Source organism: Chitinivorax tropicus (genome assembly GCF_014202905.1).
GTDB classification, from domain to species: domain Bacteria; phylum Pseudomonadota; class Gammaproteobacteria; order Burkholderiales; family SCOH01; genus Chitinivorax; species Chitinivorax tropicus.
The window spans coordinates 21,154-37,212 of record NZ_JACHHY010000013.1 but is presented as its reverse complement, the minus strand read 5'-3'; the positions used below and the strand labels follow the sequence as shown (position 1 = coordinate 37,212).

13 protein-coding genes are annotated in these 16,059 nt (G+C 57.2%); 9 read left to right on the top strand and 4 right to left on the bottom strand.

Going from position 1 to position 16,059, the window contains the following annotated elements:
- Positions 1-94 precede the first annotated feature (94 nt).
- The 7 genes from HNQ59_RS11200 (at position 95) to HNQ59_RS11170 (ending at position 8,370) form a co-directional block, all read left to right on the top strand.
- Positions 95-3,682 carry a response regulator gene (locus tag HNQ59_RS11200; RefSeq protein WP_184039130.1) on the top strand — a complete coding sequence of 1,196 codons (3,588 nt, stop codon included), beginning with the start codon at positions 95-97 and terminating at the stop codon, positions 3,680-3,682.
- Entirely contained in the window at positions 3,679-4,716 is a 1,038-nt protein-coding gene (locus HNQ59_RS11195) for an HD-GYP domain-containing protein (protein ID WP_184039127.1), read from the top strand. Before HNQ59_RS11200 ends, HNQ59_RS11195 begins: the two co-directional genes overlap by 4 nt.
- A gap of 106 nt (positions 4,717-4,822) precedes the next feature.
- Positions 4,823-5,968: an FIST signal transduction protein gene (locus HNQ59_RS11190; RefSeq protein WP_184039124.1), complete on the top strand. Its 1,146-nt coding sequence runs from the start codon at positions 4,823-4,825 to the stop codon at positions 5,966-5,968.
- A 223-nt stretch (positions 5,969-6,191) separates the two neighbouring features.
- On the top strand, positions 6,192-6,638 hold the full coding sequence (locus HNQ59_RS11185; RefSeq protein ID WP_184039121.1) for a MarR family winged helix-turn-helix transcriptional regulator: 447 nt from the start codon (positions 6,192-6,194) through the stop codon (positions 6,636-6,638).
- Complete coding sequence (locus HNQ59_RS11180; protein ID WP_184039117.1) at positions 6,635-7,183, top strand: cytochrome b; 549 nt, start codon at positions 6,635-6,637, stop codon at positions 7,181-7,183. The genes HNQ59_RS11185 and HNQ59_RS11180 overlap by 4 nt, the downstream gene beginning before the upstream one ends.
- A gap of 31 nt (positions 7,184-7,214) precedes the next feature.
- Positions 7,215-7,775: a YceI family protein gene (locus HNQ59_RS11175; RefSeq protein WP_184039114.1), complete on the top strand. Its 561-nt coding sequence runs from the start codon at positions 7,215-7,217 to the stop codon at positions 7,773-7,775.
- A 25-nt stretch (positions 7,776-7,800) separates the two neighbouring features.
- Positions 7,801-8,370, top strand: a complete 570-nt coding sequence (locus HNQ59_RS11170) for a YceI family protein (RefSeq protein WP_184039111.1) — start codon at positions 7,801-7,803, stop codon at positions 8,368-8,370.
- A 91-nt stretch (positions 8,371-8,461) separates the two neighbouring features.
- On the opposite strand, the gene HNQ59_RS11165 is transcribed toward HNQ59_RS11170, so the two are convergent.
- From HNQ59_RS11165 to HNQ59_RS11155, 3 genes are all read right to left on the bottom strand, one after another.
- Entirely contained in the window at positions 8,462-9,391 is a 930-nt protein-coding gene (locus HNQ59_RS11165; RefSeq protein ID WP_184039108.1) for a carbohydrate kinase family protein, read from the bottom strand.
- 1 nt (position 9,392) lies between these two features.
- Positions 9,393-10,619 (bottom strand): AGE family epimerase/isomerase, encoded by a 1,227-nt coding sequence (locus tag HNQ59_RS11160; protein ID WP_184039105.1) that lies wholly within the window; start codon positions 10,617-10,619, stop codon positions 9,393-9,395.
- A gap of 118 nt (positions 10,620-10,737) precedes the next feature.
- Complete coding sequence (locus tag HNQ59_RS11155) at positions 10,738-11,736, bottom strand: LacI family DNA-binding transcriptional regulator (RefSeq protein ID WP_184039102.1); 999 nt, start codon at positions 11,734-11,736, stop codon at positions 10,738-10,740.
- A gap of 496 nt (positions 11,737-12,232) precedes the next feature.
- Here HNQ59_RS11155 and HNQ59_RS11150 point away from each other — a divergent pair, with 496 nt between their 5' ends.
- Both HNQ59_RS11150 and HNQ59_RS11145 read left to right on the top strand, forming a co-directional pair.
- Complete coding sequence (locus HNQ59_RS11150; RefSeq protein WP_184039099.1) at positions 12,233-13,954, top strand: DUF1800 domain-containing protein; 1,722 nt, start codon at positions 12,233-12,235, stop codon at positions 13,952-13,954.
- Between the two features lie 21 nt (positions 13,955-13,975).
- The gene (locus tag HNQ59_RS11145) at positions 13,976-15,358 is read left to right on the top strand and encodes a DUF1501 domain-containing protein (protein ID WP_184039096.1); all 1,383 of its coding nucleotides are present in this window, start codon (positions 13,976-13,978) and stop codon (positions 15,356-15,358) included.
- 51 nt (positions 15,359-15,409) lie between these two features.
- Here HNQ59_RS11145 and HNQ59_RS11140 read toward each other — a convergent pair whose 3' ends face one another.
- Positions 15,410-16,039, bottom strand: a complete 630-nt coding sequence (locus HNQ59_RS11140) for a GTP cyclohydrolase II (RefSeq protein ID WP_184039093.1) — start codon at positions 16,037-16,039, stop codon at positions 15,410-15,412.
- Positions 16,040-16,059 lie beyond the last annotated feature (20 nt).

Here is a 16,059-nt window from a genome sequence, read left to right as displayed (position 1 = left end):
ACATGATTCTCTGGTTTTATATATCGCGTAACCATCATGCTGCTACACCGTCCTGGAATGACAAAACGAATCTGCTCATTTGCCCGATGCCGCCATGCAAGAAACCCGACTGAGTGATTTTGGCAAGCTGCTGCAACGCCAGTTGAAACGGTCACTGGGGATCAACAGTGACGACGCGCTGGCAGCCCTGATGCATGCACTGGAGGCCTGTGGGCAACAAGCTGGCGAGCAATCGCCGTTGCACAAGCTGGGCGAGCGCCTGTCAACTCTGTTTGGCCAGATCAATCTGGCCTATGAGCAGTCCGAGCGTGATCTGGCTTTACGTACCCGTAGCCTGGAGCTCAGCTCGAATGAGTTGTTTCAGGCCAACGAACAACTGCGGCTGGATGCACAAAGCCAGCAAGCCGCCCTGACCCAGCTCAGGGAGACCATCAATCACCTGCTCTCCGGCAGCCAACAGCCCCGTGTCACCGAGGATGACTCGGATATCACCTATCTATCCGCCATGATCAGCCATCTGGTTGCCGAGCAGGAACGGGCGCAGGCCAAGCTGACCGAAAGTGAACAGCGCTTCCGCCTGGTGTTCGAAAGCCTGCGTGAAGTGGTATACCAGACCGATGTGGCAGGCCATTGGCGCTATCTCAACCCTGCGTGGTGCGATATCACCGGGTTCAGCACCGAAGAATCGATTGGCGTTCATCTCAAGGAGCTGTTTCACCCGGACGATGTGGCGACAGCCATGGATCAAATCACCCGTCTGCTGAACTGCGACATCCGTTCATGTCGGCTGAATTCGAGGTGGGTGAACAGATTTGGGCAGATCCGCTGGATCGAGCTTTACGCCCATCGGCTGGAGGACAAACGTGGTGAACTGCTGGGATTGACTGGATCACTGATCGACATCACTGAGCGCGTCGAGGCCGAGCGCGAGCTGAAACGCACCATGGAAGTCCTGCTCACCCTGGTTGAGAACATGCAAGCTGGCGTGATGGTGGAGGACTCCACCGGGCAGATCGTGCTGATCAACGAAACCATGAATCACCTGTTTGGCCTGGAGCCACATCTCCATATCCAGGCCGGACAGACATTTCAGGAGGTCATGCAGCATACCGCCGCCCGCTTTGCCGACGGCGATGCCTTCGCCCGCCAGGCCAGATGGCTACACCAGCGCGGGCAGCTCAGCCGCGACACAGAAGTCATCATGAAAGATGGCCGCGTGCTGGAAATGGACTTCGTGCCCATGGGCAATGCAGGCAAACGACGCGTCATGTGGAGCTTTCGTGACATCACCCAGCGCAAGCAGGCTGAAAACGAGATCAACCGCGCCAGGATGCAGCTGGTCGATGCCATCGAGAGCCTCGATGCCGGCTTGATCATGCTGGATGCCGAAGAGCGGCTGGCGATCTGTAATCAACGCTTCCGAGAGCTGTTTCCACAAGCCGCCGAAGTCCTACAGCCCGGCATGCCCTATCTGGATATCCTGCGTGAATATTGCTTTCAAGGCGGGCATCGCTGGAATGGTGAGAAGCCAGAGCATTTCATTCAGCGTCAATTGTCCAGAATACGCCACCCCGGCCAGACCATCGAGCAACAAGTCAATGGTCGCTGGGTACGCAGCTCGGATCGACGAACTGCGGACGGTGGAGTGGTCAGTCTATACACCGATATATCCAGCCTGAAGCAATCCGAGGCCATGCTGCTGCGGGCCAAGGAAGCCGCCGAATCAGCCAACCAGGCGAAAAGCGAGTTTCTCGCCAATATGAGCCACGAGATCCGGACGCCGATGAATGGCATCATCGGCATGGTGCAGCTGGCGCTGGATACCGAGCTGAATGCCGAGCAACGCGAATACCTGGGCTTGGTGAAATCCTCTGCGGATGGCCTACTGACCATCATCAATGAAATCCTGGACTTTTCGAAGATCGAAGCGGGGCGCATGGAGGTCGAGCAAGTCGAATTCTCCCCACGCCCGATGTTGAACGATATTGTGAAGAGCATGGGGCTGCGGGCTCAGGAAAAAGGGCTGGAGATGATATGCGACGTCAGCCTCGCACTGCCCTATCGCCTGATTGGTGACCCCAGTCGGCTGAGACAGGTCATCAACAATCTGATCGGCAACGCCATCAAATTCACAGAGCATGGTGAGATTGTGCTCAAGGTGGTGACCAACGAGCCCAAGCAGAATCACGTACAGGTCCATTTCTCGGTCAAGGATAGCGGGATCGGCATCCCCAAAGACAAGCAACAGCTGATCTTCGAGTCCTTTCAACAGGCTGATACCTCCACCACCCGGAAATACGGTGGCACCGGGCTTGGGCTGACCATCTGTCAACGGCTTGTCGAGCTGATGGGGGGCCGGATCTGGGTGGAAAGCGAGCCGGGCCAGGGCAGCACATTCCATTTCGTCTTGCCCTATGCCATCGCCCAACACACCGAACGCCCGATTGCCGCGCCGATCGAGGCCGTCATCGGGAAGACCGCGCTGGTCATCGATGATAATTCGACCAACCTGATGGTCACCAGCCGGCAGTTGAATCAGCTTGGCCTGACCATCACCACCGCAGATGATCCTGTCACTGCAACCCAAATGATTCTGGAGGAATACGAACAACAGCGGCATTTTGATCTGGTGTTCATCGATGGCCACATGCCAGAGATCGACGGCCTGACGCTATTGGAGCAGTTGAACGAGCTGCAGTTGCTCAAGAACAGTCGCTCCTTCATATTGACCTCCGGTGGCAAGCGGGGTGATGCCAAGCGGGGTCAGAACTGTGGATTGGTGGGCTATTTGACCAAGCCAGTCACCGATCAGGAACTGCACGATGCCATCATGCTGGCCATGGGGCTGAATCCACAAGGCAACAACGCCCAGCTCATCACCCGCCACAGCCTGCGTGAACGCGACCGTACCGGCAATATCCTGTTGGTGGAGGATAACCCGGTCAATCAAAAACTGGCGATTCGCCTGCTCGAAAAAATGGGCCATCAGGTCACACTGGCCGAGAATGGTCAGATCGGTGCCGATCTCGCCATTAGCCAACGCTTCGACCTGATCTTGATGGATGTGCAGATGCCGATCATGGGTGGGTTCGAAGCAACCGGTCTGATCCGCACCCATGAGCAGGCAGCGGGCTATCACACGCCGATCATCGCCATGACCGCCCGGGCGATGCAGGGGGACCGGGAGCAATGCCTGCAGGCCGGTATGGATGACTATCTCACCAAGCCCATCCAGCAACAGCTGCTGATCGAAGCCATTCAGCGGATGCTGGCCCTCCCGCAACATTCACAGCCAGAGCCCGACACCCCCATCACCCCGACAATGCACCCGATCTTTGCCGAAGCGGTAGCCCGCATGGGGGGGGATGAGGTGTTGTTCGCGCAACTGGCAAGCTTGTTTCTCAGTGACTACCATGAGTATGTCAACACGCTACAGAACGCATTGGACGACAAGTCAAGCGACAAGGTGATGCGCGCAGCCCACACACTCAAGGGAATGGTGGTGAATTTCGGGCTGAACGGCGTCGCCAAGCTGGCACAAAGCCTAGAAGCATTTGGCAGCAACCCGACTGACTGGGCTGTTGCACATGACACCATGCAGCAACTGAAATCTGAGTTGGATGATGTGCTACCGCTACTAAGGCAATGCGCCGCCATTGCGCAGAATGGAGTCAATGCATGAAGGTGATTGTGGTGGACGATACCCGCATCAATCTGACGTTGATGCAGCACCTGATCAAACGACTCGATGATGCGGAAGCGCTTCTGTTCGAGCAATCCGCTGAAGCGCTGCAATGGTGCATCGACAACGACCCGGATCTGATTGTCGTCGATTACATGATGCCCTCCCCTGATGGCCTCGAATTCATCGAGCGATTCCGAGCCGCCCCTGAGAAACAGGATATCCCTGTGTTGATGGTGACAGCCAACAACGATAACGAGGTACGTTACAAAGCGCTCGACGTGGGGGCAAATGACTTTCTGACCAAGCCGATCGACAACAAGGAATTCCTGGCCCGCGCCCGTAACATGCTGGCGCTGCGCCGCAGCCAGAAGGCACTGAATGATCGGGCGGCCTGGCTTGCGGAGGAAGTCCATAAAGCCACATTGGAAATCAAGCGGGGAGAACAGGAAACCATCCTACGCCTGACCCGCGCTGCGGAATTCCGTGACCCGGAAACCGGTGCGCACATCCAGCGGATGGCCCTCTACTCTCAACTGATCGCCCGCAAGCTGGGCTGGAGCGCCATCGAACAGGAGCTGATCCTGGCCTCAGCACCCATGCATGATGTTGGCAAGGTCGGCATTCCAGATCAGATTCTGCTGAAACCTGGTCGGCTGGATGACCAGGAGCTTGAAATCATGCGCAAGCACGCGCAGTATGGACACGACATCCTGCATGGCAGCCAGTCCCCCTTATTGCAGATGGGGGCGATCATTGCGTTGACCCATCATGAGAAATACGATGGTTCCGGCTACCCCAACATGCTCAAAGGCGAGGATATTCCGCAGGTTGGCCGCATTGTTGCCGTAGCCGATGTGTTCGACGCACTGATGTCTGAGCGGCCCTATAAAAAAGCATGGCCCTTGGAGCAGGCGCTGGATTTTCTGAAGGCCCAACGTGGCCAGCATTTCGATCCGGCATGTCTGGATGCGTTCTTTGACTCGTGGGAGGCAATCAACGAAGTCCGCATCCGGCTACAGGATCGATTGTAACGTCGTCGGCAGTCCCACCAGGAGGCCAAAACCATCTTTGGTATACGGCTCTGCCGACACCATACCGATAGCACCAGGATTGCGACCACTTCACTTGGAGGTACCCATGCAATTGCTACAGATTGTCGTACCCGATGGCCAACAACCCGAAGCAGCCCAACTGAGCCAGCTGGCCCAGATCGCACCGCAATGGCTGCTGGTGTTCGGTGGGGCGGGGCGTTGGCAAGACCCGAGTTGGCTTGCCCCGATCCGCGCCGCCTTGCCTGGCACACGGGTGATGGGCTGCTCGACCGCAGGCGAAATTGCCCAGCAATATGTCGAAACCGACAGCCTGACGCTCACTGCTGTCCACTTCGATCACCCGGACTTCTCACTGGCGGCGGTCGATATGGGCGATATGCAGGACTCCCAAGCGGCAGGCCAGCGCCTGGGCGAGGCGCTCAAGCGCCCGGATCTGCATGCCGTGTTCGTGCTGGGGCAAGGGGTTGCCATCAATGGCAGCGCCATGATCGCTGGCTTGAAACAGGCCCTGGGCAATGAAATCCAGATCACCGGCGGCCTCGCGGGTGACAACGGCGCGTTTCAACAGACCTGGACACTGCTGGATGACCGGATTTCAACCCGGCAACTGGTTGGCATCGGCTTTCACGGCCAATCGATCAAACTCTACCACGGCAGCTTCGGTGGCTGGCAGCCCTTTGGCCCGATCCGCAAGGTCACCCGTTGCGACGGCAATGTCCTGTTCGAGCTGGACGGCAAGTCAGCATTGGCCATTTACAAAGAATACCTGGGGGACTACGCCAAGGATCTACCGGGTTCGGGTCTGCTCTTCCCCTTTGCCATCCTGGGTGACGGCTCCACCGAAACCGGCCTGATCCGCACCATCCTGGGCATTGATGAATCCGCCGGCAGCCTGGTTCTGGCAGGTGATGTCGAGTTAGGCAGCCAACTGCGCCTGATGCACGCCAGCACCGATGCCCTGGTGGATGGCGCACAGGCCGCCGCAGAAGCAGCCTGGCAGGAGGCGCAACACAACCAGGCCAGCCTGTCGATTCTGATCAGCTGCGTGGGGCGCAAACTGGTGATGGGTGATCGCGTCGAGGAAGAGCTGGAGGCCGTGACGGATGTCCTGCATGCACAGAGCATCCTGACAGGGTTCTATTCAAATGGCGAGATCAGCCCGCATGGCAATATCGCAGATTGCCGCCTGCACAACCAGACTATGACCATCACCTGCATTCAGGAAATCTGATTTACTCATATAACAAATGCCCCCACCATAGTGATGGCATACCCCTGGCGCCGTCATCCAGCGGAAATCACCAACCAGCCGTCCTTGATCAGACGGCTTTTTCACGAAGTGATGCCGATGGGTACTACCATTTCTTATTTTTTGAACAAGTTACTCGGAACTTCTCGATTTCAATTTGTCCTAATCGAAACTAATATCGCAGCATCATCAACAATGGCACATTATGGTTAAAGAGCGTTTCCTCCCGGTACTACGTGAGCTTGCTCGCTGCTATCAGGCATTCGAATTGCATTCCGGACGACATATCCGAAGCCTGGGACTCACGTCGGCTCAGTTCGATATCATTGCCACGCTGGGCAACACACCCGGCATGTGCTGTGGTGAGCTGGGTGAAAAGACCTTGATCACCAAAGGAACACTCACCGGTGTCATCGACCGCCTGGAAAGCAAAGCTCTGGTAGAGCGGGAAACTGCCTTACATGATCGACGAAGCGTGTTTGTAAAGCTGACACCGGCAGGTGAGCAGTTGTTCGAACAGGTCTTCCCGGCACATTTGGCCTTTATCAGGCAGGGCTTCGCCAGCTTCACCGATGATGAACTGAGTGCCATTCAGAACATGCTGATCCGCCTTCGTGAAGCATTTATCCAAGAGGAAAAAGATCCATCATGAAAACCCCCGACCGTTACGACGGCCTGCAAGTCTCGTTGCACTGGCTGATCGCCATTATGATCATCGGCGCCTGGGTGGTCGGCAATGTCATCGAATCGATGTCACTGTCACCAGCCAAACTCCAGCTGATTTCGTACCATAAATGGGCCGGCATGACCATTTTCGGTCTGGCCATCATCCGGCTGGCGTACCGCCTGGTGAAAGGCGCACCAGCCCTGCCCGCCCATATGCCCGCCTGGCAACGCATGGCAGCCAACGGCGCACACCATCTGTTGTATCTGTTGATGCTGGCGATCCCGCTGTCCGGTTGGTTGATGAGTTCGGCCAAAGGCTTCCCGGTGGTCTACCTTGGTCTGTTCACCATGCCCGAGCTGGTCGGCAAAGATGCTGAACTGGGTGAGCTGTTCGAAGAAACCCATGAATGGCTGAACAACGGCTTGGCGCTGATCTTGCTGGCCCATGTGGGCGCTGCGCTGAAACACCACTATATCGACCGCGACGATATCTTGACACGGATGGTGCCCTGGCTACGCAATAAAGCCTGACACGCCCGATAGACTGACAAAGGAACACTCCATGCGTTTTTCCAGCCTACTGATGGCTGTATTGGCGGCCAGCCTCATCCCAGCTGCCCAGGCCGATACGCCACTGATTCCCGCCAAGAGCGAGATCCGTTTCGGTTTCAAACAGATGAATGTACCGGTCGAAGGCACCTTCAAAAAATTCACCGGTACCTTTGACTTTGACCCGGCCAAGCCAGAGGCAGGCAAGGCCGACCTGCAGATCGATCTCGGCAGCATTGACCTGGGCAGCCCGGAAGGTGAAACCGAAGCCAAAGGTAAAACCTTTTTCAATATTGCGGCATTCCCCCAAGCCCGGTTTGTGGCCAGTGGCTTCAAGCCATTGGGAAACAATCGCTACCAGGTGAGCGGCAAGCTCACCATCAAGGGCATCAGCCGGGACATCCATGCACCATTTACCGTGAAGCCGGAAGCCGGTGGCTTCACAACCGAGGGCACAGTCACCATTCAGCGGCTGGCTTTCAAGATTGGCGAGGGCGATTGGGCTGACGAGGCCTCCCTTTCCAATGATGTTCAAGTGAAGTTCAAGCTGGCACTTGCCAAAAAAACGTCATGAAAACTGATATCACCAGGAGTCACCCATGAAAAAAACCTTGCTCGCCCTGACCGCTGTCGGTGCACTGGCCCAAGCCGCCCACGCTGCACCGGAAACCTACATCAACGATGTCAGCCATACCTATGTCAATTTCCAGATCAGCCACCTGGGCCTATCCACCCAGTATGCCCGGTTTGACAAAGTTGACGCCAAGATCGTCCTGGACAAGGAAGCGAAGACTGCTTCGGTCGAGGCCAAAATCGATGTGGGCTCATTGTCTTCTGGCTGGAAAAAGCGTGACGATCATGTGAAGAACGAAGATTTCTTCAATGTCGGCAAATTCCCTAGCATCGACTTCAAATCAACCAAAGCCACCTTTGATGGCGACAAGCTCACCAAGCTCGATGGCAACCTGACCCTGTTGGGCGTCACCAAGCCTGTCAGCCTGACAGTAGATGCCTTTGTGTGCAAAGAGCACCCAATGGCGAAGAAAATGGCATGTGGCGCCAATGCAACAGGCGCACTCAAGCGTACCGATTTCGGCATGAATGCCTATGTCCCGAACATCGGTGATGAGGTGAAATTCACCATCCAGATCGAAGCATTCAAGCAGTAAGCAGTACCCAGTAAAAAAAGCGGTGCATCCAGCACCGCTTTTTCATTTGGCATCCGACCTGATGGCTGTCACACCACTGCCACCATCCCCCCTACCCGCCGGACTTGACCACCACCCGAGCAGCCAGCTGCTGAATCTGCTGAATCGTAGGCGGAGTTGCACCCGCTGCCATGCAGGCCCCCGCACCAGCACCCATGGCGTACCGCAGGTGGGTGGGCATATCAGCGGCGGGGTGCTGCATCAAGCTATGGATCAATCCGCCAATGCTGGCGTCCCCCGCCCCCACGGTGTCGATGACCTCGATCTCTGGCGGCCTGGCCTGCCAGCTGGATTGCTGTGCATACAATGTGGCCCCTTCCGCCCCCTGGGTGTAGAAAAACAGCGCGTCTGGATGCCAGCTGCGTATCGTCGCCAATGCCGTTGACAGATCCTGCGTGCGGAACAGACCGGCCAGGTCTTCATCCGATACTTTGATCACATCGGCCAGCTCCACCATTTTGCGTAGAGTCGGGTCATAGCGCTCGTCCATGGCAGCTCTGAAATTCGGATCATAGGCGATACGAACGCCCTGTGCTTTCAACTGGCTGGCCAGCTGCAGCAGATGGCTTGCCAGTGGCTCGCGTGCCAGGCTGATGCCCCCGAACATGGCCCAATGAACCTGATCCGCCCAGGATGCAGGCAGCTGTGCCACATCGAAATGCAAGTCAGCGCTGTCATCACCAATGAAGAAATATCGCGGCGGGCTCAGTTGATACACCATCGCCAACAGCGGTGATGCCTTGACACGCTGGATGAAGCGCATATCCAGTCCGGCCTGCTGGCTGGCCAACCAAAGGGTGTCACCGAATACATCATGACTGATGGCGCCACCGAACGCCGACGGGACGCCCAGGCTGGCCATCACCCTGGCAACGTTCCAGGGAGCACCGCCAGGCTTGGCCAACCAATGGTCGCCACCATCGCGGATCATGTCGGTCAGCGCTTCACCAAAGCTGACGAATTGCGGAAGCGAATCTGTCATTTCATGCCACCTGGGTGGCTGGCAGCACGCTCAGCACTTCATAGCACGCGCCCATGGTGTGGTAGTCCGTTTTGCCCGCAGGGCTTTTCTCATTGCTGTAGGCGGTATTGTCACGCCGCAGAATGCGGTACCACGCACCATGTTGGTGATCGATCAGGTGCGCCCAGCTGTATTCCCACAAGCGCTGATACCATTGCCAGTACCGCTCGTCAGCCGTGGCATCAGCCAGCAGCGCTGCGGCGGCCAGGCTTTCCGCTTGCACCCAGAAATACTTGTCCTCGTCACAAATGCTGCCATCTGGCGCAAAGCCATAATAAAGACCACCGTGCTCGTGATCCCATGCAGACTGCACAGCTGCGTCAAACAACGCCTGGGCCTTGGGCAGCAACCAGTCAGCAGGCCCTTGCAGCAGCCCGGCATGGCGGCGCATGATCAGCAGCAATTTAGCCCACTCGGTCAAATGCCCTGGCTGGTAGCCCCAGGGACGGAAGATGTTGGTCTTGTCATCGCGGTTGTAGTCCCAATCCACCGACCAATCTGGGCGATAGTGCTCCCAGACCAGATCATTGGCCAGCGATGCCTGGCGCACCGTGATATGGCGTGCAAGCTGCTCGGCCCGATGCAGGTATTTCACGTCTCCTGTTGCCTCAAAGGCCGTGAGCATGGCTTCACAGGTGTGCATGTTGGCATTCTGCCCCCGGTAGGCAGACAACTCAGACCAATCCGCAGCGGCTTCATCTGCATACAGGCCCGCCTGTGCATCCCAGAAGCGACGCTCCATCAGGTCATAGGTTTCCTCCAGCCAGGCTTTGGCCTCTGTCAGCCCAGCCAGGATCGCCTGTGCATAGGCCAACACGACAAAAGCCAGCCCGTAGCAGTGATTGGTACCATCTTTGACAGTCTTTTCGCCATTACGCCAATCCAGCACCCATGCATAGCCCCCGGTTTCGGGGTTGCGGTGCACATCCCGCACGAATGCCACTGCCTGACGGGCGCCCGCCAGATAGGCCGGCTCCTTGAATTGCCGGTAAGCCATCGCATAGTTGAACACCATGCGGGTACTACTGACCAGGTGGCGGGTATGTGCGTCGTAGATCGTGCCGTCATCCAGAAAGTAGTGATAACAGCCGCCAGTCGGATCAATAGCACGAGGGTGATAAAACGCCATGGTCTGGCGCACATGGCTCAACAAAGTTTGCGGATTACGGAAATCGGGGAACGTTGTCATCCTGTTACTCCATCTGAATTCAATACCATCACGCCACCACAACCAGTGCGGGGCAGACCGGGGTGGCGACAGTGCGGCTGCCACGGCTCGCATCAGCCAAGCAAGACGATGTACCCATTCAACCACCCACCACCGGCGAAGCGACCGACCGCGTACTGCTGCGGCACACCAGCTCCACCGGCAATATCCTGTGCTCAACGTCAGCCTGCCCGGACAGCAACCAACTCACCCCTGCCCGACCCAGCTTTTCCTTGTCCACACGCAACGTGGTCAGTGCCGGGCTGGCATGACTGGCCTGCAAGATGTCGTCAAAGCCGACCACCGACACATCCTCTGGCACACGCAGCCTTGCCAACTGGCAAGCATGCAAACACGCCAGCGCGGTCGTGTCGTTGTAGGCAAAAATGGCGTCCGGCCTGTCTGGGCGCGACATCAGCTGCTGCATCGCCACCATGGCCGATTCGGCAGGATTGGCGGACGGCTCCAGCACGATCTCCAGATCCGGATCAGCCAACACACGCGCATCGAACAAAGCCTTTCGATAGCCCCGCACTCGCTCACGGATGCTGTAATGCGCCAGCGAGCCCGCCAGCATGGCGACCCGCCGACAACCGGTCTGGAGCAGATGGCTGACCGCCTGCCGAGCACCATCATAGTGATCGGCATTGATGCTGGGCAGATCGCGCGCCCAGGCATCGACCAGCACCAGCGGTTTGCCGGTTGTCTGCAAAGTTGCCAACACCTCGGGCTCGATATAACCCGCACACAACAGCACATCCGGATCATGCAGCTGCAAGCGCTCGCGGATCGGCTCGCCTGGGTCCAAGGTCAATACTGACGGGACAATCCCTGCCTCGCGGCAGGCAGCCTCCACACCAGAGAGAACCGGGGAGAAAAAAGGGTTCTGGGCCAGCGAGCTGTGCTGCCGGTGCAACAAGAAAGCCAGCCGATTGACCTTGCGATGCCGCAGACGGGTGGTGTCATAGCCCAGTCGCTCGGCAACCGCCATCACCTGCTGCCTTGTCTGCTCAGTCAAACCTGCCTGCTGCTTCAGCGCACGTGACACCGTACCAACAGAACATCCCGCCATGTGCGCAATATCACGTAAAGTGACCATGCCTGCTTTGTCGCCTCTCCAATACGAGCTTGTCAGTTTAGTAAAACAGACAAACTGAAATCATGATCGCCCATGATGTTGATCTTCAACATTCAGATCAATAGGTCAATTGCAAAAACAATGTTTCTCTCGTTTAGTAAACACATGAAAAACGCTTGCTCATCCTCTACCAGCGCTCGGGTTGTCAGACCCTCTGCTCAATTTGGTCACCTACGGCACCTAGCCTCATGAAACAAAACAAATAAAAACATCAACTTGAAATTGTCCGAATGTGACAATTTCTGCTCGCTTGGTCACCCATCCGGCACAGCACACCATTTGTCCGACCAAGCTGGTTTGTCATTCCCTTGTTCCGAAAAATATGTCTTCAAATTACACAATCCAAATTTAACCATTATCTAATATTCAACCTGACAACGGCTCTATGCCCAATGTGGTCAGGCTGACCATGCCTTTGATTCCGCACCCAAGGGCTGCAATACATGGAGACAGCTGCATGAAGCAGAAAAAGCATCACTGGACACACATGTTATCAGTCTGCCTGCTGGCAACCATGCCACTGCTGCTGCCCGGCTGCGGTGGGGGCGGCGGGAGTAACGGCAGCACCGGCGCGACCACACCACCGCCAACCAGCACGCCCAGCCCTGTCTCCCAGACGGAAGCATCACGCTTCCTGGCCCAAGCCAGTTTCGGCCCCCAGCCCGGCGATATCGAGCGCCTTGCGCCACAAGGCTACACAAGCTGGCTCGACCAACAATTCGCCATGTCAGCCAGCAATGCACATCAGCTCTATGTCGATCAGCAGATTGCAGCGGGTAACAAAGCCACCTCCAGCATGGTGCATGAGAGTTTCTGGAAGCAGGCAGCCGCGGGCCAGGATCAGCTACGGCAACGTGTGGCATTTGCCTTGTCGGAATTGTTCGTCGTCAGCGTGGATGGCGCGCCAGCTGAATACCCACGCGGGGTGGCCGCCTATCTGGACTTGCTGGGCAAGCACGCATTTGGCAACTATCGTGAGCTGCTGGAAGCCGTCTCGCTCAACCCGATGATGGGGCTCTACCTATCCCACCTACGCAACCGTAAGGAAGACGCCACCAGTGGCCGCGTGCCAGATGAGAACTACGCCCGGGAGATCATGCAGCTGTTCTCCATCGGCCTGTACGAGCTCAACCCGGATGGCACCGTCAAATTGGCCAACGGCAAGCCGATTGAAACCTACAGCAATGAAGATGTCACGGGTTTGGCCAAGGTATTCACCGGGTGGAGCTGGGGCGGGCCGGATCAATCGGACAAACGCTTCTTTGGTGGCGACATCGATCCCAATCGGGACATCCTGCCGATGCAGAACTACCCCAAATTCCACTCCACCACAGAAAAACGGTTCTTGGGGCTGACCATCCCAGCGGGCACCACAGGTAAGGACAGCCTGAAACTGGCCTTGGATCATCTCTTCAATCACCCCAATACTGGGCCGTTCATCTCCAGGCAACTGATTCAACGGTTGGTCACCAGCAACCCCAGCCCTGCCTATGTGCAACGGGTGGCTGCCGTCTTTGCCAACAATGGGCAAGGTGTACGCGGCGACATGAAAGCCGTGATCCAGGCCATTTTGCTCGACCACGATGCACGCGACCTGAAGCTAATGGACACATCCACCGGCGGCAAGCTCCGCGAGCCGGTCGTCCGCTTGGCAAACTGGATGCGAGCCTTTGGCAAACCATCAGCCAGCGGGCGCTATCTGATTGGCAATACCGACAGCCCGACTTCATCCCTGGGGCAGACGCCATTGCGCTCTCCGTCGGTTTTCAATTTCTTCCGGCCTGGTTATGTGCCCGCTGGCACCACCATCGCAGATCAAAACATGGTTGCACCTGAATTCCAGATCGCCCATGAAACCTCGGTCGTTGGGTACTACAACCTGATGCAGGATGTCGTCGCCAGAGGCGTGGGCACCTCGACCAACGGGGTGCGGGATATCGCGCCAGATTACGCCACAGAGCTGTCATTGGCAGACAATGCCGATGCCCTGGTCAGCCGGGTGGAATTGATGCTGAGCTATGGCAGCCTTGACGCTGGCAATCGGCAATTGATCCGTGACGCCATTGCTGCCATCAGCATCCCGGCTGACGCCAATAAAGCTGCGACAGCCCGTCGCAATCGCGTCCAGACTGCCATCTATCTTGTGATGGTTTCATCAGACTACCTGATTCAGCGCTGATCACCCGCCAAGGAAAAGAACATGACTACGCATCACGCATCTCGTCGCGCCTTTCTACGTCAATTGGGGGCCCTTGGCGCCCTGGGCGCCGCTGCGCCCTTTGGTTTGAATCTGGCTGCCATGGGCAACGCTGCAGCAGCGGGGGCGGACGAATACCGCGCCCTGGTCTGCCTGTTTCTGCTCGGTGGCAACGATCATTACAATACGGTCATTCCGTTTGATGCCGCATCCTACCAAGGCTATAGCAACGCTCGTTCCCCACTGGCCTTGCCATTGGCCAGCCTGCAGCAGTTGAACGCCAGCAATCTCACCGATGGCCGGCAATTTGCCGTGCCTGCGGAGCTGGCGCCACTGCAAAAGCTGTTTGAACAAGGCAAGGCCGCCGTGGTCGCCAATGTCGGCACACTGGTGGCCCCCATCGCCAATGCCGCCGAGTATCGATCCGGCAAGGTGCCGGTACCACCTAAACTGTTCTCTCATAATGATCAACAAGCCATCTGGCAGGCGCTGTCACCCGAAGGTGCGCGTATCGGCTGGGGTGGGCGCATGGGTGATCTGTTGATGAGCCAGAACACGGCTGCGCAATTCACAGCGGTTTCTGCCGCTTCCAATGCCGTATTTTTGTCTGGCCAGAAGGTCAAACAGTACCAGATCGGCAGCAGCGGGCCCGTCGGCATCAATAGCCTCAATACCACCTTGTATGGCAGCACGCCGGGCAGTCAGGCACTCCGTGCACTGATCACGCAATCGCGAAGCCATCTGCTGCAAGATGAGCACAATCGGATCACACAACGATCAATCGATGCATTCAACACCCTGAATGCCGCATTGGCCGGGCTGCCCGCCAGCGATGCCAGGGTGGCTCTCAGCGCCAATCTCGCCAGTAACCGTTTGGCCCAGCAGTTGCAGATCGTGGCACGGATGATCGGCATCAACCAGAGCGTTGGTGTCAAACGGCAGGTCTTTTTCGTCAGCCTCGGCGGCTTTGATACACACGACAATCAATTGGCCACGCAGGCGGGCTTGCACAATACACTGGCACAGGCAGTCGAGTATTTCTACAACGCCACGGTACAGCTGGGCCTGGCCAATCAGGTCACGCTGTTCACCGCATCAGATTTTGGCCGAACCCTGGCCAGCAATGGCGATGGCTCAGACCATGGCTGGGGCAGTCATCAGTTCGTGGTGGGGGGTGCAGTGAAAGGCAAACAGATTGTAGGGACGATGCCGATCAGCCAATTCGGGACTGCGGAAGATGTCGGCTCGGGCCGCCTGCTGCCAAGTATCGCGGTGGATCAGTATGCCGCTACGCTTGGCCGCTGGCTGGGGGTGGCGGATAGTGACCTGCCCTTGGTATTGCCCAACATCGGGCGCTTCGCCACCTCCAACCTGGGCTTTCTATGATTGGCAGTTCGCGGGCAACCGCCCCGTAGCCAAGACTCCCGATGATTGAGTTCACGCATCAAAGCCAGGATCAGCACCCAACTCAAGCTGATGATCGGTATACACCCGCTTGGCTTGCAGGTAGGGATGATTGTGTTGGTTTGCATACACACCGGTCGGCAGGCGCTCGACCACGGTAATGCCCAGGGCGGTCAGCTGCCGCGCCTTGTCTGGATTATTGGACAACAAACGGATGGCACTGACCCCCATCGCTTGCAGCATTTCTGCTGCACAACGGTAATCGCGCTCATCATCTGCAAAATTCAAAGCACGATTGGCGGCATAGGTATCCATCCCTGCTGCTTGCAAGGCATAGGCATCGATCTTCGAATACAGACCAATGCCCCTCCCCTCTTGCCGCAGATAGAGCAGAATGCCGCCACTGGCGTTCAGCCGATACAGCGCTTCGGTCAGTTGCTGGCCACAGTCACAGCGCTGCGAGCCGAATACGTCCCCGGTCAAACACTCCGAGTGGAGCCTGACCAATGGCACTGCATCGGACATCGGCCCCAGTCGCAGGGCGATGTGCTCACGCCCATCACTCAGGTTGTCAAAACTACTGAGTTTGGCGATGACGTTACCACCCAGAATTGGCAGATCCACCGTCTGCTTGATGCAGGGGTGTGGTTGAGTTGGATTCATATACTGCACTTCGTGTCAGA

Bases quoted from the DNA above. Each gene is read 5' to 3' on its own strand.
- HNQ59_RS11200 (WP_184039130.1), top strand. From the start codon at position 95: ATGCAAGAAACCCGACTGAGTGATTTTGGCAAGCTGCTGCAACGCCAG.
- HNQ59_RS11195 (WP_184039127.1), top strand. From the start codon at position 3,679: ATGAAGGTGATTGTGGTGGACGATACCCGCATCAATCTGACGTTGATG.
- HNQ59_RS11190 (WP_184039124.1), top strand. From the start codon at position 4,823: ATGCAATTGCTACAGATTGTCGTACCCGATGGCCAACAACCCGAAGCA.
- HNQ59_RS11185 (WP_184039121.1), top strand. From the start codon at position 6,192: ATGGTTAAAGAGCGTTTCCTCCCGGTACTACGTGAGCTTGCTCGCTGC.
- HNQ59_RS11180 (WP_184039117.1), top strand. From the start codon at position 6,635: ATGAAAACCCCCGACCGTTACGACGGCCTGCAAGTCTCGTTGCACTGG.
- HNQ59_RS11175 (WP_184039114.1), top strand. From the start codon at position 7,215: ATGCGTTTTTCCAGCCTACTGATGGCTGTATTGGCGGCCAGCCTCATC.
- HNQ59_RS11170 (WP_184039111.1), top strand. From the start codon at position 7,801: ATGAAAAAAACCTTGCTCGCCCTGACCGCTGTCGGTGCACTGGCCCAA.
- HNQ59_RS11165 (WP_184039108.1), bottom strand. From the start codon at position 9,391: ATGACAGATTCGCTTCCGCAATTCGTCAGCTTTGGTGAAGCGCTGACC.
- HNQ59_RS11160 (WP_184039105.1), bottom strand. From the start codon at position 10,619: ATGACAACGTTCCCCGATTTCCGTAATCCGCAAACTTTGTTGAGCCAT.
- HNQ59_RS11155 (WP_184039102.1), bottom strand. From the start codon at position 11,736: ATGGTCACTTTACGTGATATTGCGCACATGGCGGGATGTTCTGTTGGT.
- HNQ59_RS11150 (WP_184039099.1), top strand. From the start codon at position 12,233: ATGAAGCAGAAAAAGCATCACTGGACACACATGTTATCAGTCTGCCTG.
- HNQ59_RS11145 (WP_184039096.1), top strand. From the start codon at position 13,976: ATGACTACGCATCACGCATCTCGTCGCGCCTTTCTACGTCAATTGGGG.
- HNQ59_RS11140 (WP_184039093.1), bottom strand. From the start codon at position 16,039: ATGAATCCAACTCAACCACACCCCTGCATCAAGCAGACGGTGGATCTG.